Here is a 15,983-nt window from a genome sequence, read left to right on the forward strand (position 1 = left end):
GGCTTGGCCCCGCGCAGTCGGATTGTTAGGTCCCAGAAGAGGAGCGCGCTGAAAGTGTTCCTGCGCACGCTCATTCTGGCGGTCGAGTGACGCGAGCTTCCCCCCGCCAAGTGATGGACCCTGAATGGATCGCCGGACGTGGTCGCTCTTCGAGACAGGCATCCCGAGCTTCGACGCGTTGCTGGGCGGAGGCATCCCCCGACGACAGTCCCTCATCGTGGCCGGAGACCCGGGCAGCGGGAAGACGGTGCTGTGCAGCCAGCTGGCCTTCCTCGCCGCGGCGCGAGGGTTGCCTGTCGTGCTGGTCACCGTCACGTCCGAGCCCCACGACAAGCTCGTGGGCGAGCTGACCAGCTTCAGCTTCTTCAAGGAGGAGCTGCTGGACGACAAGCTCTTCGTGATTAGCGCCTACTCCTCGCTCAAGCAGGGCGCGAAGGAGACGCGTGACCTCATCGTCCAGACGGTGCGCAAGCGGGGCGCGAAGCTGCTCTTCATCGATGGCCTGCGCGCCATCCGGGACCTCTGGCAGGACGAGGCGCGCCTGCGCGAGTTTCTCTACGAGCTGGGCATTGGACTGGCCGCGGCGGATTGCGTCGGCCTCTTCACCACCGAGTACCCACTGGAAAAGCTGCTGACGTTGCCCGAGGCCACCACGGTGGACGGCATCGTCTCCCTGTCCGTGTCGAAGCACGGTGCCCGCCGCATGCGCCGCGTGGAGGTCGTGAAGCTGCGCGGTCGGCCACACCTGTCGGGTGAGCATCTGATGCGTATCGACGGGGACGGGGTGTCCTTCATCCCTCGGCTCGAGGCGCTGGAGCCCACCGGCGTGGACGTGGAGCCGCCCGTGAACCGCGTCAGCTTCGGCCTGCCGGAGCTGGACGTCTTGATGGAGGGCGGACTGCCCCGCACGAGCGCCACGCTGCTCGCCGGAAGCATGGGCATCGGGAAGACGCTGCTGGCCGCGCACTTCGCGGTGGAAGGCGCGCGCCGGGAGGAGCACGCCCTCTTCGTCTCCTTCCATGACTCCACGGCGTCACTGGCCGCCCGGGCGCGGCGCATCCAATTGGACGTGGCGCGCTTCGTGAAGAGCGGCATGCTCACCTACCTGTACATCCCTCCGATGGAGCTGGAGGCGGACCTCGTGGTGGACCGCATCCTCCAGGAGGTGGCGCGGCTGGATGTGAAGCGGCTGGTCATCGATGGCCTCACGACGCTGGAGTCGTCCATCATCGAGCGGGAGCGCCGGCCGCTCTTCCTGGCCGCGCTCGCGGAGAAGCTGCGCCGGGCGGGGGTGACGACGCTGTACACGCGGGAAGTCTCGAAGGTGGCCGGCACGGAGCTCGACTTCAGCGACGCGCCCGTCTCCATCCTCGGGGAGAACCTGCTCCTCTTGCGCTACGTGGAGTTGCGCGGGCGCATCCACCGCATCCTGTCGGTGCTCAAGATGCGGGACAGCAAGTACGACAATGACTTGCGCGAGTTCCAGATCGCCGATTCGGGGATGAAGGTCCTGGCGACGATGCGCTCCGCGGAAGGGCTGCTGACAGGGCAGGCCCGGCCGATTGGGACGAGCATCGGGGTCGTGGAATGAGCGGCGTCCTCATCGCGGAGGACGAGGAAGCCCTGCTCGAGGTCTTCGCCGAGGTCGTGGAGGCGCTCGGCTACCGCGCCATCCGGGCCCACAATGGAGAAGACGCGCTCATGTTGGCGCGCACGGAGCCGCCAGACCTGGTGGTGAGCGACCACATGATGCCCCGCCGCACGGGCATGGAGTTGCTGCGCGCTATGCGGGCGGAGCCGAGCCTCGCGTCGGTTCCCTTCGTGCTGCTGAGCGCCGCGCGGCCCGCGGGCCGTGAGGAGGCGGATGTCTTTCTCGCCAAGCCGGTGGACCTGACCGCTTTCGAGGATGCCGTCACCAACGCCCTTCGCGAGCGTCCGCCCGTGGCCGTGCCCACCCTCTCCGAGCCGAAAGCCTCCTCGAACGCGCGCAGGGGGCCCATCCTGGCCCGTGAGGAGGTGCTCAACTGGGTGGCCCACGAGCTGAAGACGCCGCTCTCCTCGGCCCGCCTCCACGCGCAGGTCCTGCTGCGCAAGGTGGGGAAGCGGGGCGCGGAGGACGAGGTCCGTTCGACGGAAGCCGTCCTGCGGCAACTGGACCGGATGAACCACCTCATCTCCTCCATCCTGGACGCCTCGCGCCTGGCCGAAGGCAAGGTGGAGCTGAGGCCCATGCAGGGCGACATCGCCGCCTTCCTCCGGGAACTCATCCAGGAGTGGCGAGATTTGGAATCGCAGGTGGACTTCGTGCTGCTGGGCGCCGGGGAGCCCGTGTTTCTTCCCTTCGACGGGGAGCGGGTGCGGCAGGTGCTCAACAACCTGCTCTCCAACGCGGTGAAGTACGGGGGCGAGACACGGCGCGTCGAAGTGGGCCTCTCACAGCATCCCGGACTGGCGGACATCCACGTCCGGGATTGGGGCATCGGCATCTCGGCGGGGGCGCTTCCCTTCGTCTTCGAGCGCTTCCAGCGGGCCGACGGCGAGCCCGCCCAGGGCCATGGGCTGGGGCTCTACATCGCCTCGTCGCTGGCGAAGCTGCACGGCGGCTCGTTGTCGGTGAAGTCCGAATTGGGGGAGGGGTCGACCTTCCACCTCCGGCTTCCCCTGAGCCGGCGTCCCGTGTCCTAGCCGGCCAGCGCGCGGACGTTGGGCACGTGCCGGACGAGCGCGTCCACCACGTGCGCCACGTCCGCTTCCTTCGTGCCGGGCCCCAGGCTGAAGCGAAGGCTGCCTCGGGCCTGCGCTGGCGACAGGCCCATGGCCCGCAGGACATGCGACGGCGTCAGCGTGCCGGATGCGCAGGCGGCGCCGGACGACACGCAGATGCCCTCCAGGTCCAGGGCGATGAGCAGCGACTCACCCTCCACGCCGTCGAAGCGCAGGTTGCTGGTGTTGGGCACGCGCGGGGCAGCGCCGCCGTTGACGTGCACGTCGGGCAGGCGCGTCGTCACCTCCCGCTCGAACGCATCGCGGAGCGCGGTCAGCCGCGCCGTTGTCTCGGGCAGCTCCGCGTCGGCCAGCGCCAGCGCCAGTGCCAGCGCCTCGGCATAGGGCACGTTCTGCGTCCCCCCGCGACGGCCGCCTTCCTGGTGGCCCGGCGTGAGCGCGCGGACATCCACGCTCTTGCGCACCATCAGCACGCCCACGCCCGGAGGGCCGCCGAACTTGTGCGCGGACAGGGACAGCAGGTCCGCATCCACCTCGCGCAAGGACAGGGGCACCTTGCCCGCGGCTTGCACCGCGTCCGTGTGGAACAGCACGCCACGCTGTCGGCACGCGCGCGCCACCTCCCGCGCGGGTTGGAGCACGCCCGTCTCGTTGTTGGCCCACATCAACGAGCACAAGGCCGCGTCCGGCGTCAGGGCCTCCAGCATGTCGGCTTCGCGCACGCGCCCGTCCGGACCGGGCGCCACCCGCACGACGTGGGCGCCTTCCCGCTCCAACTGCGCCACCGCGCCCAGCAGGGCAGGGTGCTCCACCGCGGATGTCACCACCCGCCGCCGTTCGGGATGAGGGCGAAGGTGCCAGGCGCCCACGAGCGCCAGCGCGTCCGCCTCACTGCCGGAGCCGGTGAAGCTGACTTCCTTCGGCTCGCAGCCGAGCACGCGCGCCACCTTCGCCCGTGCCGCGTCCAACCGGGCCCGGGCCGCGCGGCCCTCCTGGTGCACGCTGGACGCATTGCCATAACCGCTCGACGCGAAGGCGCGCGACAGCAGCGTCGCCACCTCCGCTCGCACCGGCGCGGCCGCGTTGTAGTCCCAGTACGTCACGAGTCCTGCGCGTACAGCAGCGACACCGGCCGCTCGTTGGCGACGCCGAAGGCCTCCAGGAACTTGGCCACCAGCTCGCGCTTGAGTGCCTTGCGCTGCGCCAGCTTCCCGGACAGCGGCAGCCGCGCTCCGGCCATGCTGCCGTGGCCGCCGGAGGAGCCGCCGTAGTCCTCGCAGATTTCGCGGATGAGGCGCCCCGCGTTCATCCGCCGGTCCTTCACGCGCAAGCTGAGGAAGAGCTGGTTGCGGTACGTCCCGAAGGCCAGCGACCACTTCATGCCTTCGAGGAACATCAGCCGCTCGGCCACCTCCGCCACCATGTCCGGGGAGTAGACCTCCTCCAGGTCGGTGACGATGGCCGTCCCGTACACCTTCGCCCGCTCGTAGGCCGTGTGGTACAGCTGGAAGTAGCGCGCGGGCAGCTCGGGGTGCTCAATCTGCGCCAGCAGCGTCTTGTCCATGCGCGGGAACAGCCACAGGTAGCTGTCCACGTCTGTGGGCGTCGTCTCCCGGCCCAGGTCGCGCGTGTCCGCCTTGATGCCGTAGAACAGGCCCGTGGCCACCTCCACGGAGGGCTCCAACCGGGCCGCGCGCAGGTACTCCACCAGCATGGTGGACGTGGCGCCGAAGTCGCCGCCCACGTCCGCGAAAGGGGCCTCCAGGCTCTCCTGGCGCAGCGGATGGTGGTCCACCACCAGGTGCGCTTCCAGCCGCGCCGGCAGGGAGTGGTTGCCCACCTTGGGCTGCGTGTCCACCAGCCCGAAGAGGTCGTACTCATCGAAGTCGATGGTCGACACGTGCGAGACGGGCAGGCGCAGCACCTTCACGAAGGCGATGTTCTCCGCCCGGCCGATGATGCCCCCGTAGCCGATGTGGGCCTTCAGCCCCGCCTTGCGCTCGAGCAGGTGCGCCAACGCCACCGCCGCCGCCAGCGAGTCCGGGTCCGGATTGTCGTGGGTGAGGATGAGCGCCTTGTGGTGGCCTTGGGCCACTTGCAGGAGCCGCTCCAGCTTGGCACGGGCTGGCATATGGGCCAATCGCGCTGGCGGAGGCTCCGTCAGCTCGCCTCCCGAATTTCCGGTTCCGCGGCGGCTGTTGAGGGACTGTGTCACAGGCATGGGTATTCTTCTTACTTCCTCCCGTCCTGGGATTCGAGAATCCGGGGTCTGTTGCCAACACACCAATGGTGTCGACGGACCCCGCATCCTTCACGACGCGCGAGAGGAGCGTGAGCCTGCGCGCTCCCTCGCCGGGCCGCCGCGGGACGTGGGCTAGCTGTTCAGGGCCTTGTACTTGCGCCCCAGGTCCCTGAAGTACTTCATGCCGTTGTCGAGCGAGTTCTCCATCGCGTCCATCAGCACCGTCCGGAAGCCCGCCACGGGTCCCCGGAAGGACTCGTAGTAGCGCTGCCGGTCGATGGAGTGGATGACAGCGGGCATGTAGCCGTTGCGCAGCAGGATGAGGTTGCTGCACATGCGCCCCACCTTCCCGCTGTGCTCGGTGAAGGGGAAGATCTGCACGAACTTGTGCTGGACCGTGGCCGCCTGCTTGATGGGGTGGAACTCGCGGAACTCGGCGCTGGCCGTGTAGTCCACGAGCTTCTCCAACTCCGGCTGGATTTTCGCCGGCTGGGAGATGTCGTGGAAGTACGTGCGGTGCAGCGGCATGTCCTTGCGCAGCCCGGACCTGTCGCGTTCCTTGGCCAGCTCCTTCTCCGTGCGCTCGCGGCGCTCCATGCGCGCGCGCTCCGTCTGGGCCTCCGGCGTGTTGCCCAGGAAGAGGTCGTGCATCCGCTTGATGGTGGTCAGCGTGATTTGCGCCTGCTTCTTCGCGCCCGCTGCCTCCTCACGGATGAAGTCACAGACGGCCTTGTGGTTCCGGATTTCGAGGACCACCGGAATCATGGAGGCTTCCGCGCTGGTTCGATGAGGGAACAGCGCGGCCATCAGTTCCTGATGCGTGTAGACGACTCCCTCTAGCGCGGCGTCGTGGTAGATCCACGACATCTCCATCTTGTCCAAGAACTCGCGCGCGTCAGGCTTGTCCTTGTAGATGTCGAGGTACCCACGCAGCGTTTCGTTCTTCTCGTCGATGTCCTGGTAGCGTTCCTTCACGGACTGCGGCTCCTTCTCGCTGCGGGTCCGCCGCGGGCGGTACTCGAAGCATGCGGCCGAGCGGTACAACGGCGCGTGGATTCTAGAAATTCCGCGCGGTTGTAACAACGAAATCATCACAGATTGACGAGGAACACCTCGCACGCCTGGTCGAGCAGGTCCTTGGAGAGCGCCGGAGGTATCTGCCGGTAGCGCGCCGAGTCCCGAATGAGGCTCACCAGGTCCCGAGGGTGGCACGAGCGAAGCTCCATGCTCCGGGGCTTGTAGTAGTGCTCGATGAGGTACGTGACGGCCTGGTCCACGTACGGGATTCCCGCTGCCTCGCAGACGCGACTGAAGATTTCCCGGTAAGCCTCTTCGTCGGGATTCCCGACCTCAATCTTGTACTTGATGCGGCGTAGGAAGGCCTCGTCCACCAGTTCCTTGGGGTCCAGGTTGGTGGAGAAGACGAGGAGCTGGTCGAAGGGGATTTCGAACTTCTTGCCGGTGTGGAGGGTGAGGAAGTCCACCCGCTTCTCCAGGGGGACAATCCACCGGTTGAGCAGGTCCGTGGGGTGGACCTTCTGGCGGCCGAAGTCGTCGATGAGGAGCATGCCGCCGTTGGCCTTCACCTGGAACGGGGCCTCGTAGAAGCGGGTGCTCTCCGAATAGATGAGGTCCAGCATCGCCAGCGTCAGCTCGCCGCCCACGACGACGGAGGGCCGGCGGCACACGAGCCACCGGTTGTCCATTTCGAAGGTCTGCCGGCGGCCGGAGGCATCCCGGCCGACCTCCAGCGACACCGGCGTGTGGATGAGCCGGTCGTGGACCTGGATGATCTGATTCCCAATCTCCAGGCAGTGGGGGACGAACACCTCGCCGCCGAACATGTTGGAGACGGCCTCGGCCAGGCTCGTCTTTCCGTTGCCAGGGGAGCCGTAGAGGAACAGCGAGCGGCCGGAGTTCACCGCCGGGCCCAGCTTGTCCATCAGCTCCGCGGGGACGGTGAGGTGGCTGAGCGCCATCACCAGCTCCTCCTGGCTGACGACGGGCGTCTCCTCCGTCTGGCTGGTGATGAGCGCGTTGTACTGCTCGATGGGCACCGGCGCGGGGCCCACGTAGGTGGTGCGGGTGAGGGCGTCTCGCGCGTACTCGCGGCCCTTCTCCGACAGGATGAACTCCACTGACGCGCGGCCAAAGCCCTTGCCGCCGCGCAGGTCCACCAGCTTCTCCGTGGCGAGGAAGTCCACCACGTGCTCGATGACGCCCGGCCACGGCAGCCGCATCTCGTCCGCGATGCCCATGCCCGTGCCCGTGCCCGCGTAATAGAGGTACTTCAGGGCGATGTCGGACAGGATGCCCATCTTGAGCCCCGTGTCCTCCACCGACTTCGGCTCCGGTGGAGCGATGTCGAGGATGGATGGGTTCTCGAGCTTGAACGGATTGTCGTCGTAGTCGTAGCCAGCGGGAGGAGCCATCAAGCCCCGTTCTAGCCCATTCGATGGGCGGTCGGGCGCGGGACGTGGCGTCTTCCCTGGCTGCCCGCCCCCCTCCCATGCCGAAGAGGGGGGGGCGAGGCGGGGTGGCTCAGATGTACGTGAGCCAATCCGCGTAGCGCGGCTCCTGGCCACGCACGATGCGGAAGTACATGTCCTGCACGTACCGGGTGATGGGGCCGGGCTTGCCGTCGGCCACCTGGCGGTTGTCCACCTCGCGCACGGGGGTGATCTCCGCCGCCGTGCCGCAGAGGAAGATCTCGTTGGTGATGTAGAGCGCGTCGCGGGTGAAGGTGACCTCCTCCACCGTGCGGCCGCTGTCGCGCAGGATGTGCAGCACCGTGTCGCGGGTGATGCCGTCCAGGATGGGGCCGGACAGCGGGGGCGTCTTGATGATGCCCTTCTTGTTCACCTGGAAGATGTTCTCGCCGGAGGCCTCGGCCACGAAGCCGCTGATGTCCAGGAGGATGGCCTCGTCGTAGCCCGCCATCACCGCCTCGCGCTTGGCGAGGATGGAGTTGACGTACTGGCCGGTAATCTTCCCGCGCACCATGTTCACGTTGACGTGCATGCGCGTGTACGAGCTGACCTTGGCGCGGATGCCTTCCTTGATGCCCTTGTCGCCCAGGTACGCGCCCCAGTCCCAGGCCGTCACGGCCGTGCGGGTGGGGTTCACCGCGCCCAGGCCCATGGCGCCGTCGCCCATGAAGGCCACCGGCCGCAGGTACGCGCCGTTGGCGAACAGGTCCTTCTGTGCGCGGAGCAGATTCACGCACGCGTCGAAGAGCTCGTCCTCGGTGTACGGAATCTTCAGCATGATGATGTGGGCCGAGTCGAGCAGCCGGCGGACGTGCTCACGCAGCCGGAAGACAGCCAGCCGTCCGTCGTGCGTCTTGTATGCGCGGATGCCCTCGAAGACACCCAGGCCATAGTGAAGCGCGTGCGTCATCAGATGCACGTGGCCTTCGTCCCATTTCATCAGTCGGCCGTCGAGCCAGATTTGCTCGGCGCGCACTCCACTACTCGAGGTCGAGCTCATTCGATGTTCCTTCGCCTGGATGTGTGAGGGGACAGCCCGGGCCTTCTAGTCAGTGAAACCTATGAGGTCAAAGCGTGTTTCTCGTTCCGAAAAAGTCACAGCACCGGTGGCAGGGGGGCAAGCATCCGTCGGAGGAACGGGAGGTCCTCCGCCAGTGCGGTCCTGCCAAAGTGTAACGCCTTCGAGGCGAGTTCCACCGACGGTACGACGTCCAGCGGTGACAGTGTTCGCGGAAAGCGTTTGACGTGGTGCGTATAGGGAAGGTTCGGCGCCACCGTCATCGCGGCCAGCCGCTGGAGGGGCAGCCAGAAGGGCGTGGTCAGCTTCGGGGCGAAGCCGTCGAGCGCGAGGATGAACGCGTTGCGCGTGCCGATGCGGCCCCGGGCCACTGCCTTCCACGCCGCCTTCGCTGGCAGGTTGTCCACCAGTCCTCCGTCGATGAGCCTCGCGACGCCGTGCTGGCCCATGAGTCCTTCCACCAACGTGTGCATGCCGGGGTCCTTGCGCAGCACGTCGTAGTGGATGACGCCGGGCAGCGCGGATGAGAAGCCCGCGGCGTCGAGCGCGTCGAAGTCGCCGGTGGTGTCGTCCGCGCCCAGGTAGAGGCGGGTGGTGATTTCGGGGCGGGTGAAGAGCTCGGCCATGGCGCCCATGGCGGCCTGGATGCGGCGTGCCACACCCGCGGGGTTGAGCAGGCCCAGCGGACTGGTGCCCAACAGGCGCTCGTAATACTCCAGCGGCCGGGGAAGCATGCCGCGGCGGATGCCTCCCACGGCGATGAGCGTCGGCACCGGCAAGTCCTTGAGCCGCATGCCGCTGCTCTCCGGTCCCGCTCCGAAGAAGCGGCCCAGCCCCGCGCGCAGGAACAGCCGCAGCGCGGCGGGCAGGCCATAGCGGCTCTCCGTGGAGATGAAGCGGAAGAGCTTCCGGAAGGACAGCCCGCGGACGATGTTGATCATGTCCGTGGGGTCGAAGCGCGTCAGGCGCGAGCGCATGATGGCGAGGATGGCGCCCATGGACGTCCCGGCGAGCAGGCGCGGCTCCAGGCCGTATTCGTCCAGGATGCTCATCACCCCCAGGTAGACGTAGGCCGTTCCGCCGCCGCCGCCGGTGACCAGCACCAACTCCTTGTGCCGGATTTCCCGGTCCAGTGCCTCCGGTGGAACGCGCCCGCGCAGCCGTTGCGCCACCATGTCGCGCGCCTTGGCGGCGTGCTGGCGCAGGTCCTTCACGTGCGGCATCAGCCGGTCCCGCGTGGGCGGGAAGGGGGCTTGGAGGACGGGGCCCAGGCGGCGCTCCACCTCCTCGCGAAACGGGGTGAGCAGCGCGCCCACGCCCACGTCGAGTTCGCCGTGCCGCACCTTGTAGAGGCGCGCCAGCGACAGGGCGGTGCGGAGGATGGCTTCCTCGCGCGGGTCGACGAGGGCCGCGTTGGCCAGCGACGCGCGCACGAGGCGGAGCTCCATCTCCTCGAGCGGCCGGGTGATTTGGAAGCGTTCCTTCAGCAGCACGCGCTTCGAGGGCCCGTCAGGCCTGGGCAATCTGCGAGAGGTTGGCCTTCGCCTTCTCGATGTCGCCTTCGTATTTGAGGACGAGGTTCAGCGTGGAGGCCACCACGTCGGCGGTGAGCTGCTCCGCGTTCAGCAGCGCCAGGCTCTGGGCCCAGTCGAGCGTCTCGCTGATGGAGGGCGCCTTCTTCAGGTCGAGCGAGCGGATGGCGGCCACCGCTTCCACCACCTGCTCCGCCAGCACCTGCGGCACCTGGGGCAGTCGCGAGCGGACGATGCGCAGCTCGCGCTCGCGGTCCGGGAAGTCGATGTGCAGGTGGAGGCAGCGGCGCTTGAGCGCGTCGGACAGCTCGCGCGCGGCGTTGGAGGTGAGCAGCACGCGGGGGATGTGCTTTGCCCGGAAGGTGCCCAACTCGGGGATGGTGACGGCGTTGTCGGAGAGCACCTCCAGCAGGAAGGCCTCGAACTCCGGGTCCGCCTTGTCGATTTCGTCCACCAGCAGCAGGGCGGGGCGCTCGGAGAGCTGCGCCTTCAGCACGGGGCGGGGCAGCAGGAAGCGTTCGGAGAAGAACACCGCGTCGCTGGAGGCCAGCCGGTCCGCCGCCTGCGCCAGTGTGGTGGTGCCTTGCACCATGTCCCCAATCTTGTCCTTGAGGAGCTGGGTGTAGAGCAGCTGCTTGGCGTACTCCCACTCGTAGAGGGCCTTCGCTTCGTCCAGGCCTTCGTAGCACTGGAGCCGGATGAACTCGCGGCCCAGCGCCTGGGCCAGGGCCTTGGCCAGCTCCGTCTTGCCGACGCCGGCGGGGCCTTCCACCAGGATGGGCTTGTCCATCCGGTCCGCCAGGAAGGCCGCCGTGGCGATCTCCGGCGAGGATAGATAGCCCACCTGCTCCAGGCGCTTTTCCGCGTCCTCCACGCTGGTGAAGGCGTGGCTCTCAACCGTCGAAGGGGTGCTCACCCTGTGAACTTAACCGACGCCCTCCGGTCGACTGCGGCAAAAATGCCAGGGTTCCGGCGTCGTCACCGTGGCCCGTTCGCCTCGCTGCCTGGCAAACCCGCGTAACTGTGGAGGGAAATTTTCTGCGCAACGTGGGCACACGTCGTGCATCTCATGGATTCGAATCGGTATTCAGGGAGGTGAGCGGTCATGGTGTGGGCGTGGTTGCGGATGGTGATGATGGTGGCGGTGGTCCTGCTTCCGGGCGGCTTCCCGCTCCTGCTGGCCTATGTCTCCTTGCGTACACTCCGCAACAGTTGGCGCCGTGCCCAGGAGGAGGCCCAGACGGGGGGCCGCGTGGTGTCGCTCCGGGACGTCGTCTCCACGCTCCACTTCAAGGAGCTGGTCCGCGAGGCACGCGCCGCGCTCTGAGCGCGGATGGAACCGCTCGACGCTTCCTGGGTTGGAACTGAAACGGCCCTGACACACCTGCCCGGCTAGGGCACGGATGTCAGGGCCGCTTCATTGAGGCCTCGGGGTTTCGAGGCCGAGGCCGTCGGGATTCCGGCGGGGTGCCGGAATCCCGGCGCCGTTACTTGTCCAGCTCGTCCACCAGGGCCGTCCAGTCGTCGTCTTCCTTGGCCGTGGGCAACTGGATGACCAGGGTCCGGTCGGTGGGCTCGGACTCGTCACTCAGCGCCGCCGGCGGGGCGGGAGCCGGGGCAGGGGCCTTCTTCGCGGCGGCGGCCTGGGCCGCAGGCTTGGCGGCCGGCTTCTTCGCCGGGGCCTGGGCTGCAGCGGGCGCGATGACCTGGTTGAGCTGCGTCCTCACGGCCAGCTCGTCGTCCTCGGCCGCGGCGGGCTTGGCGGCGGCCTTGGCCGGGGTGGCCGCGGTGGCGGACTTGCTCTTGTAGCGGGCCAGCTCCAGCTCGGCGACCTTGAGGGCCTTGCTCTTCTCCTGCACGGACTGCTGCAGGCGGGCGACCTCCTGCGCCTTGATGGCGTCGCGACGCTCCAGCTCCGCCTTCTGCTTGGCGGTGAGGTCTTCCTGCTCCTTGGCGTGCCGCGCCTCCAGGTCCTTGCGCTCCTTCTGCGCGGCGGCCAGGCGGGTGGAAGCCTCGTGGGCCTTGCTCTCGGCGGCGGCCACCTTGGCGTTGAGCTCCTTCTCTGCGCGGGACTTGGCGCCCTGCGCGTTCTCCACCGCCAGCTCTAGGTCCTGGATCTTCTTCGCCCGCGCGCTCAGCTGGCCCTGCAGGTCCTTGGCCCTGGCGTCGGCCTCGGTGGCCTGCGTCTGGGCGTCCTGCGTGAACTGGGCGATGCGCTGCTCGGCCTTGGCCAGCTTCGCGGCCAGTTCGTCCGCCGCGCGCTTGGCGTCGGCACGTTCCTGGTTCGCCTGCTGGACCTGCTGCTGGAGCCGGGCCTCGGCCTGCTGGACCTGGCCCGCGAGGCCGTCCCGCTCGGCGGTGAGTTTCTGCTGGGCGGCGCCCGCGGCGCGCAGCTGGTCCTCGCGGCCCGCCAGCGCCTTGCGGCCCTGTTCGAGCTGCTCGTTGAGACCGGTAATCTGCTGACCCAGGCCCTCGGCCTGACGGTGGGCCTCGGTGGCCTGCGTCTGGAGCTTGGCCTCCAGGGCCTTGAGCTGCTCGGTGCGGGTGGCGACCTCGCGGTTGAGCACCTCCGCCTGACGCATCTTCTCCTGCGTCACGTGGGTGAGCTTGCGGAGCGTGTCCGACAGCTCCGTGCCCTTCTGCGTCAGGTCGTTCTGGAGGAGCTCCTCGCGGCGCTGCGACTCCTCGGTGAGCGTGTGCAGCCGCTCCTCGAGGTGGGCCCGGGTGTTCTCCGTCTGCGCCAGCGTGGCGGTGAGCTGCGTCAGCTCGGCGACGCGTGTGCCCAGCTCGTGCTTGGTGAGGGTGAGGTGTTCGCCCAGGTCCTCGCCATGGGCACGCGCTTCGGCCAGCTGGCCTTCCAGCGCGGCCTGGGTGCTCGCGGCGGCCTTCCGGCTCTCCTGGTGCGCGTGCTGCTCGCGCGCCAGCGCGTCGCGGGTGGCGGCGAGCTGGCCTTGGGTCTGCTCCAGCGTCTGGCTGGTGGCCTCCAGCTCGGAGCGGAGCCCGTCGCGCTCACTGGTGAGGTCACCGATGTGCGCGCTCGTCTCCTCGGCCAGCTTCTCGTGCGCGGCCCGCTCGGCCTCGTAGTTGCCCTGCGTCTCGGACAGCTCGCTGCGGAGCTGACCAATCTGCCCGGTGAGGTCCTGCTCCAGCGCGTCCTTGGCCGCGCCCAGGTCCGCCAGCTCCGCGATGCGCTGGTCGCGCTCGCGGGTGGTGTGGGCCAGTGTGTCGCTGGTCTCCTGGAGCGCGCCGCGCGTGTCCTCCAGCGCCGCATGCGTCTGCTGGAGCGTCTGGGAGGTGGCCTCCAGCTCGCCGCGCGTCTGCGCCAGCGTGTCCTCGGTCTGGGCCAGCGTCTGCTGCGTCTGAGCCAGCGTCTGGGAAGTGGCCTCCAGCTCGCCGCGGGTCTCCGCCAGCGCGCCTTCCGTCTGGGCCAACGTCTGCTGCGTCTGGCCCAGTGTCTGGCTGGTGGCGTCCAGCTCGCCGCGCGTCTGCGCCAGCGTGTCCTCGGTCTGGGCCAGCGTCTGCTGCGTCTGAGCCAGCGTCTGGGAAGTGGCCTCCAGCTCGCCGCGGGTCTCCGCCAGCGCGCCTTCCGTCTGGGCCAGCGCCTGCTGCGTCTGGCCTAGTGTCTGGCTGGTGGCGTCCAGCTCGCCGCGCGTCTCCGCCAGCGCGCCCTCGGTATCCGAGAGGCGCGCCTGCGTATCCGCCAGCGTCTGGCTGGTGGCGTCCAGTTCGCCGCGCGTCTCCGCCAGCGTGCCTTCGGTGCTGGCGAGCGTGTTCTGCGTGTCGGCGAGCTGCTGCTCCGTCTGCGCCAGCGTCTGTTGTGTCTGCGTCAGCGTCTGGCTGGTGGCCTCCAGGTCTCCGCTCAGCTCGGAGATGCGCTGGTCGCGCGCGGCCACGTCCCCTTGCAGGGACTCGATGGTGGACTCCCGCTGGGTGACGGTGTCCTCCAACTGGGCCACGCGCGCGGAGAGCTGTTCGCCGGTCCGCTGCGAGTCATCGAGCTGCCGCTGCGTCTCCTCGAGCTGCGAGGTGAGCGCCTGAATCTGGCCGGTGAGGTCCGCTTCGAGCTCGGCCTTGGCGGAGCGCAACTCCTCCAGCTGACGGGAGAGGTCCGCCTCCAGCGCGTCCTTCGCCTGGGAGAGGGCCTGGAGCCGGTCGTTGAGGTCCGTCTCCAGTTCGTCCTTGGCCTGGCCCAGCGCCTGGAGCTCCGCGGTCAGCTCATTCTCGCGGTCCTCCAGGTGCGTCTTGACGGCCTCGACTTCGCCCTCGAGCTCGCCGATGCGCTCCAACTGCTGCTGGATGTTGGCGTTGAGCTCCGCCTCGGTGTGCTCGTTCCGGGCGATGGTCTCCGACAGCTCACGCTCGAGCGTGCCGAGCTTCGCGTCACGCTCCTCGACGCGCTGGGTGAGCTCGGCCTCCTGGGCGTCCTTGTCCAGCCGGAGCTGGTCGCGCTCGCCCGTGGTGCGCGCGAGGTCCGCCTCCAGGTCCGCGACCTGCTGGCTGAGCTTCGCCTCCAGCGCATCACGCTCGGCGTTGAGCCGGTGGATTTCCGCGTCCGCCTGGGTGCCGTGCTCCTCGGCGCGGGCAGCGCGGGCTTCCAGTCCGCGCACGGTGGTGTCGCGCTCCTGCTCGGTCTGCTGCAGCCGCTCCTGGAGGGCCTGGATTTCACCGTCCAGCTCGGCGAAGCGCTGGTCACGCTCGCTGATGGTGCGGTTCAGCTCGGCCTCGAAGTCGTCACCGCGCTTCGTCAGCCGCGCGATTTCGCCTTCATTCGCGAGGACGGTGTCCTGGAGCTTCTGCTCCTTGACCTCGAACTCGAGCGTGACGACGCCGAGGTGCTTCTCCAGCTTGTCGTACTCGTTGCGGCCGTGCTCCAGCTCGCCGGCGCGGCGGCTCAGCTCCTCCTCGGCGCGGGAGACTTCCCGGCGCAGGAGGTTGATGTCCTTCTCCTTGGAGGCGACGACCTCGATGAGGTCCTTCTCCGCGGAGAACTTCTGGAGGAGCAGGTCGTCGACGGTGGCGCCGTGCTCGCGTTCCTTCTGGATGGTGGCCTGCTGGGCCTCGTTGAAGCGGCGCAGCAGGTCGTCCACCTGCATCTTCAGGCCCTGCAGCTCCACGTCCTTCTCGTGGATGCGGTCCTCGCCGGAGAGCAGCTCGCGCTCGCGCACGTTCCAGATCTCGGAGAGGCGGGCGAGCTGGGCCTCGCGCGTCTTCAGCTCGTCGCGGAGGATTTGAATCTTGCCCTCGGGCGTGCCCATCAGCTCGCGCCGCGGCGGCGGACGCTTGAGCTGGCGGGACTCGGCGAGCAGCTCCGCCTTGCGGTCCGCGATGGACTGGAAGGTGCGGTCGAGGAACGCGCGGTCCTCTTCCGTCATCGCGCTGCGGCGCTCGCGCTTGGGCAGCTTCGGCGGCCCACCCGCGGCGGCCTTGAGTGACGGAGGCATGGGCGGCGGCGCCTCGCGCGTCCCGTTCAGCGCGGCATCCAGCGACGCGCCCGTGTCATCCGTGCCCGGCGGCACGATGCCGTGGCTCAGGGCGGCCAGCTCGCCCATCTCGAATGGGATGGCGAGGTAGCCGTCCGCGGCCTGTGGCGTCTGACGATGCTGCGCCAGACCATCCACGCCGCTCTCGGAGGAGAGCAGGAGGACCTTGAGGTTCTGACCCCACTTGCCCTTCTTGATGTTGCCGCAGAGGACGAAGCCGGACTGATCCTTCAGCTCCGCGCGGAGGACGACCAGGTCTGGCCGGCGCTTCTCCAGCTCACGCTGTGCGTCAGCCGCCGTCTCAGCCAAGGCTGTCTGGTATCCCGCGCCCTTGAGCACGGTGGCCATACTGAGCGCAAAATCATGCTCGCTTTCGACGATGAGGACCCGACGCTCCATGAAGCCCTTTGTCCCGGAAAAAGTGCTGTGAAAACCGGAACATCCTATCGGGCGGGTGCGACCCTTGGAAAGTTTCCAGGAGCAGGTCGGTTGGCTGCC

The 15,983-nt window shown here is 68.4% G+C and carries 11 protein-coding genes; 3 read left to right on the plus strand and 8 right to left on the minus strand.

The genetic code is table 11. The features are described 5' to 3' along the window. The first annotated feature begins 124 nt into the window (after window positions 1-124). A complete protein-coding gene (locus OZ403_RS15195) occupies window positions 125-1,591 on the plus strand; it encodes an ATPase domain-containing protein (protein WP_268784503.1) in 1,467 nt (488 codons plus the stop codon). After that, complete coding sequence (locus OZ403_RS15200; RefSeq protein WP_140790637.1) at window positions 1,588-2,685, plus strand: ATP-binding response regulator; 1,098 nt, start codon at window positions 1,588-1,590, stop codon at window positions 2,683-2,685. The genes OZ403_RS15195 and OZ403_RS15200 overlap by 4 nt, the downstream gene beginning before the upstream one ends. On the opposite strand, the gene OZ403_RS15205 is transcribed toward OZ403_RS15200, so the two are convergent. The 7 genes from OZ403_RS15205 to OZ403_RS15235 all read right to left on the minus strand — a co-directional run bounded on the left by OZ403_RS15205 (window position 2,682) and on the right by OZ403_RS15235 (window position 10,921). Beyond that, window positions 2,682-3,827: a cysteine desulfurase family protein gene (locus OZ403_RS15205; protein ID WP_268784504.1), complete on the minus strand. Its 1,146-nt coding sequence runs from the start codon at window positions 3,825-3,827 to the stop codon at window positions 2,682-2,684. The genes OZ403_RS15200 and OZ403_RS15205 overlap by 4 nt on opposite strands. After that, window positions 3,824-4,945, minus strand: a complete 1,122-nt coding sequence (locus tag OZ403_RS15210; protein WP_140790641.1) for a DHH family phosphoesterase — start codon at window positions 4,943-4,945, stop codon at window positions 3,824-3,826. The genes OZ403_RS15205 and OZ403_RS15210 overlap by 4 nt, the downstream gene beginning before the upstream one ends. 153 nt (window positions 4,946-5,098) lie before the next feature. Further along, the gene (locus tag OZ403_RS15215) at window positions 5,099-5,941 is read right to left on the minus strand and encodes a Fic family protein (RefSeq protein ID WP_163884489.1); all 843 of its coding nucleotides are present in this window, start codon (window positions 5,939-5,941) and stop codon (window positions 5,099-5,101) included. A 116-nt stretch (window positions 5,942-6,057) separates the two neighbouring features. Then, window positions 6,058-7,398, minus strand: a complete 1,341-nt coding sequence (locus OZ403_RS15220) for an AAA family ATPase (protein WP_140790643.1) — start codon at window positions 7,396-7,398, stop codon at window positions 6,058-6,060. A 109-nt stretch (window positions 7,399-7,507) separates the two neighbouring features. After that, the gene (locus OZ403_RS15225; RefSeq protein WP_140790645.1) at window positions 7,508-8,455 is read right to left on the minus strand and encodes a branched-chain amino acid transaminase; all 948 of its coding nucleotides are present in this window, start codon (window positions 8,453-8,455) and stop codon (window positions 7,508-7,510) included. Between the two features lie 95 nt (window positions 8,456-8,550). Beyond that, window positions 8,551-9,966 carry a patatin-like phospholipase family protein gene (locus OZ403_RS15230; RefSeq protein ID WP_174258779.1) on the minus strand — a complete coding sequence of 472 codons (1,416 nt, stop codon included), beginning with the start codon at window positions 9,964-9,966 and terminating at the stop codon, window positions 8,551-8,553. Window positions 9,967-9,982: 16 nt separating this feature from the next. Then, window positions 9,983-10,921: an AAA family ATPase gene (locus OZ403_RS15235; protein ID WP_011553045.1), complete on the minus strand. Its 939-nt coding sequence runs from the start codon at window positions 10,919-10,921 to the stop codon at window positions 9,983-9,985. 189 nt (window positions 10,922-11,110) lie between these two features. Here OZ403_RS15235 and OZ403_RS15240 point away from each other — a divergent pair, with 189 nt between their 5' ends. Continuing rightward, window positions 11,111-11,332, plus strand: a complete 222-nt coding sequence (locus OZ403_RS15240) for a hypothetical protein (RefSeq protein WP_140790649.1) — start codon at window positions 11,111-11,113, stop codon at window positions 11,330-11,332. Between the two features lie 160 nt (window positions 11,333-11,492). Here OZ403_RS15240 and OZ403_RS15245 read toward each other — a convergent pair whose 3' ends face one another. Beyond that, window positions 11,493-15,884 carry a response regulator gene (locus tag OZ403_RS15245; protein WP_268784505.1) on the minus strand — a complete coding sequence of 1,464 codons (4,392 nt, stop codon included), beginning with the start codon at window positions 15,882-15,884 and terminating at the stop codon, window positions 11,493-11,495. Window positions 15,885-15,983: the final 99 nt, after the last annotated feature.

Origin of the sequence: Myxococcus sp. NMCA1, from assembly GCF_026810205.1 — a bacterium.
GTDB classification, from domain to species: domain Bacteria; phylum Myxococcota; class Myxococcia; order Myxococcales; family Myxococcaceae; genus Myxococcus; species Myxococcus xanthus_A.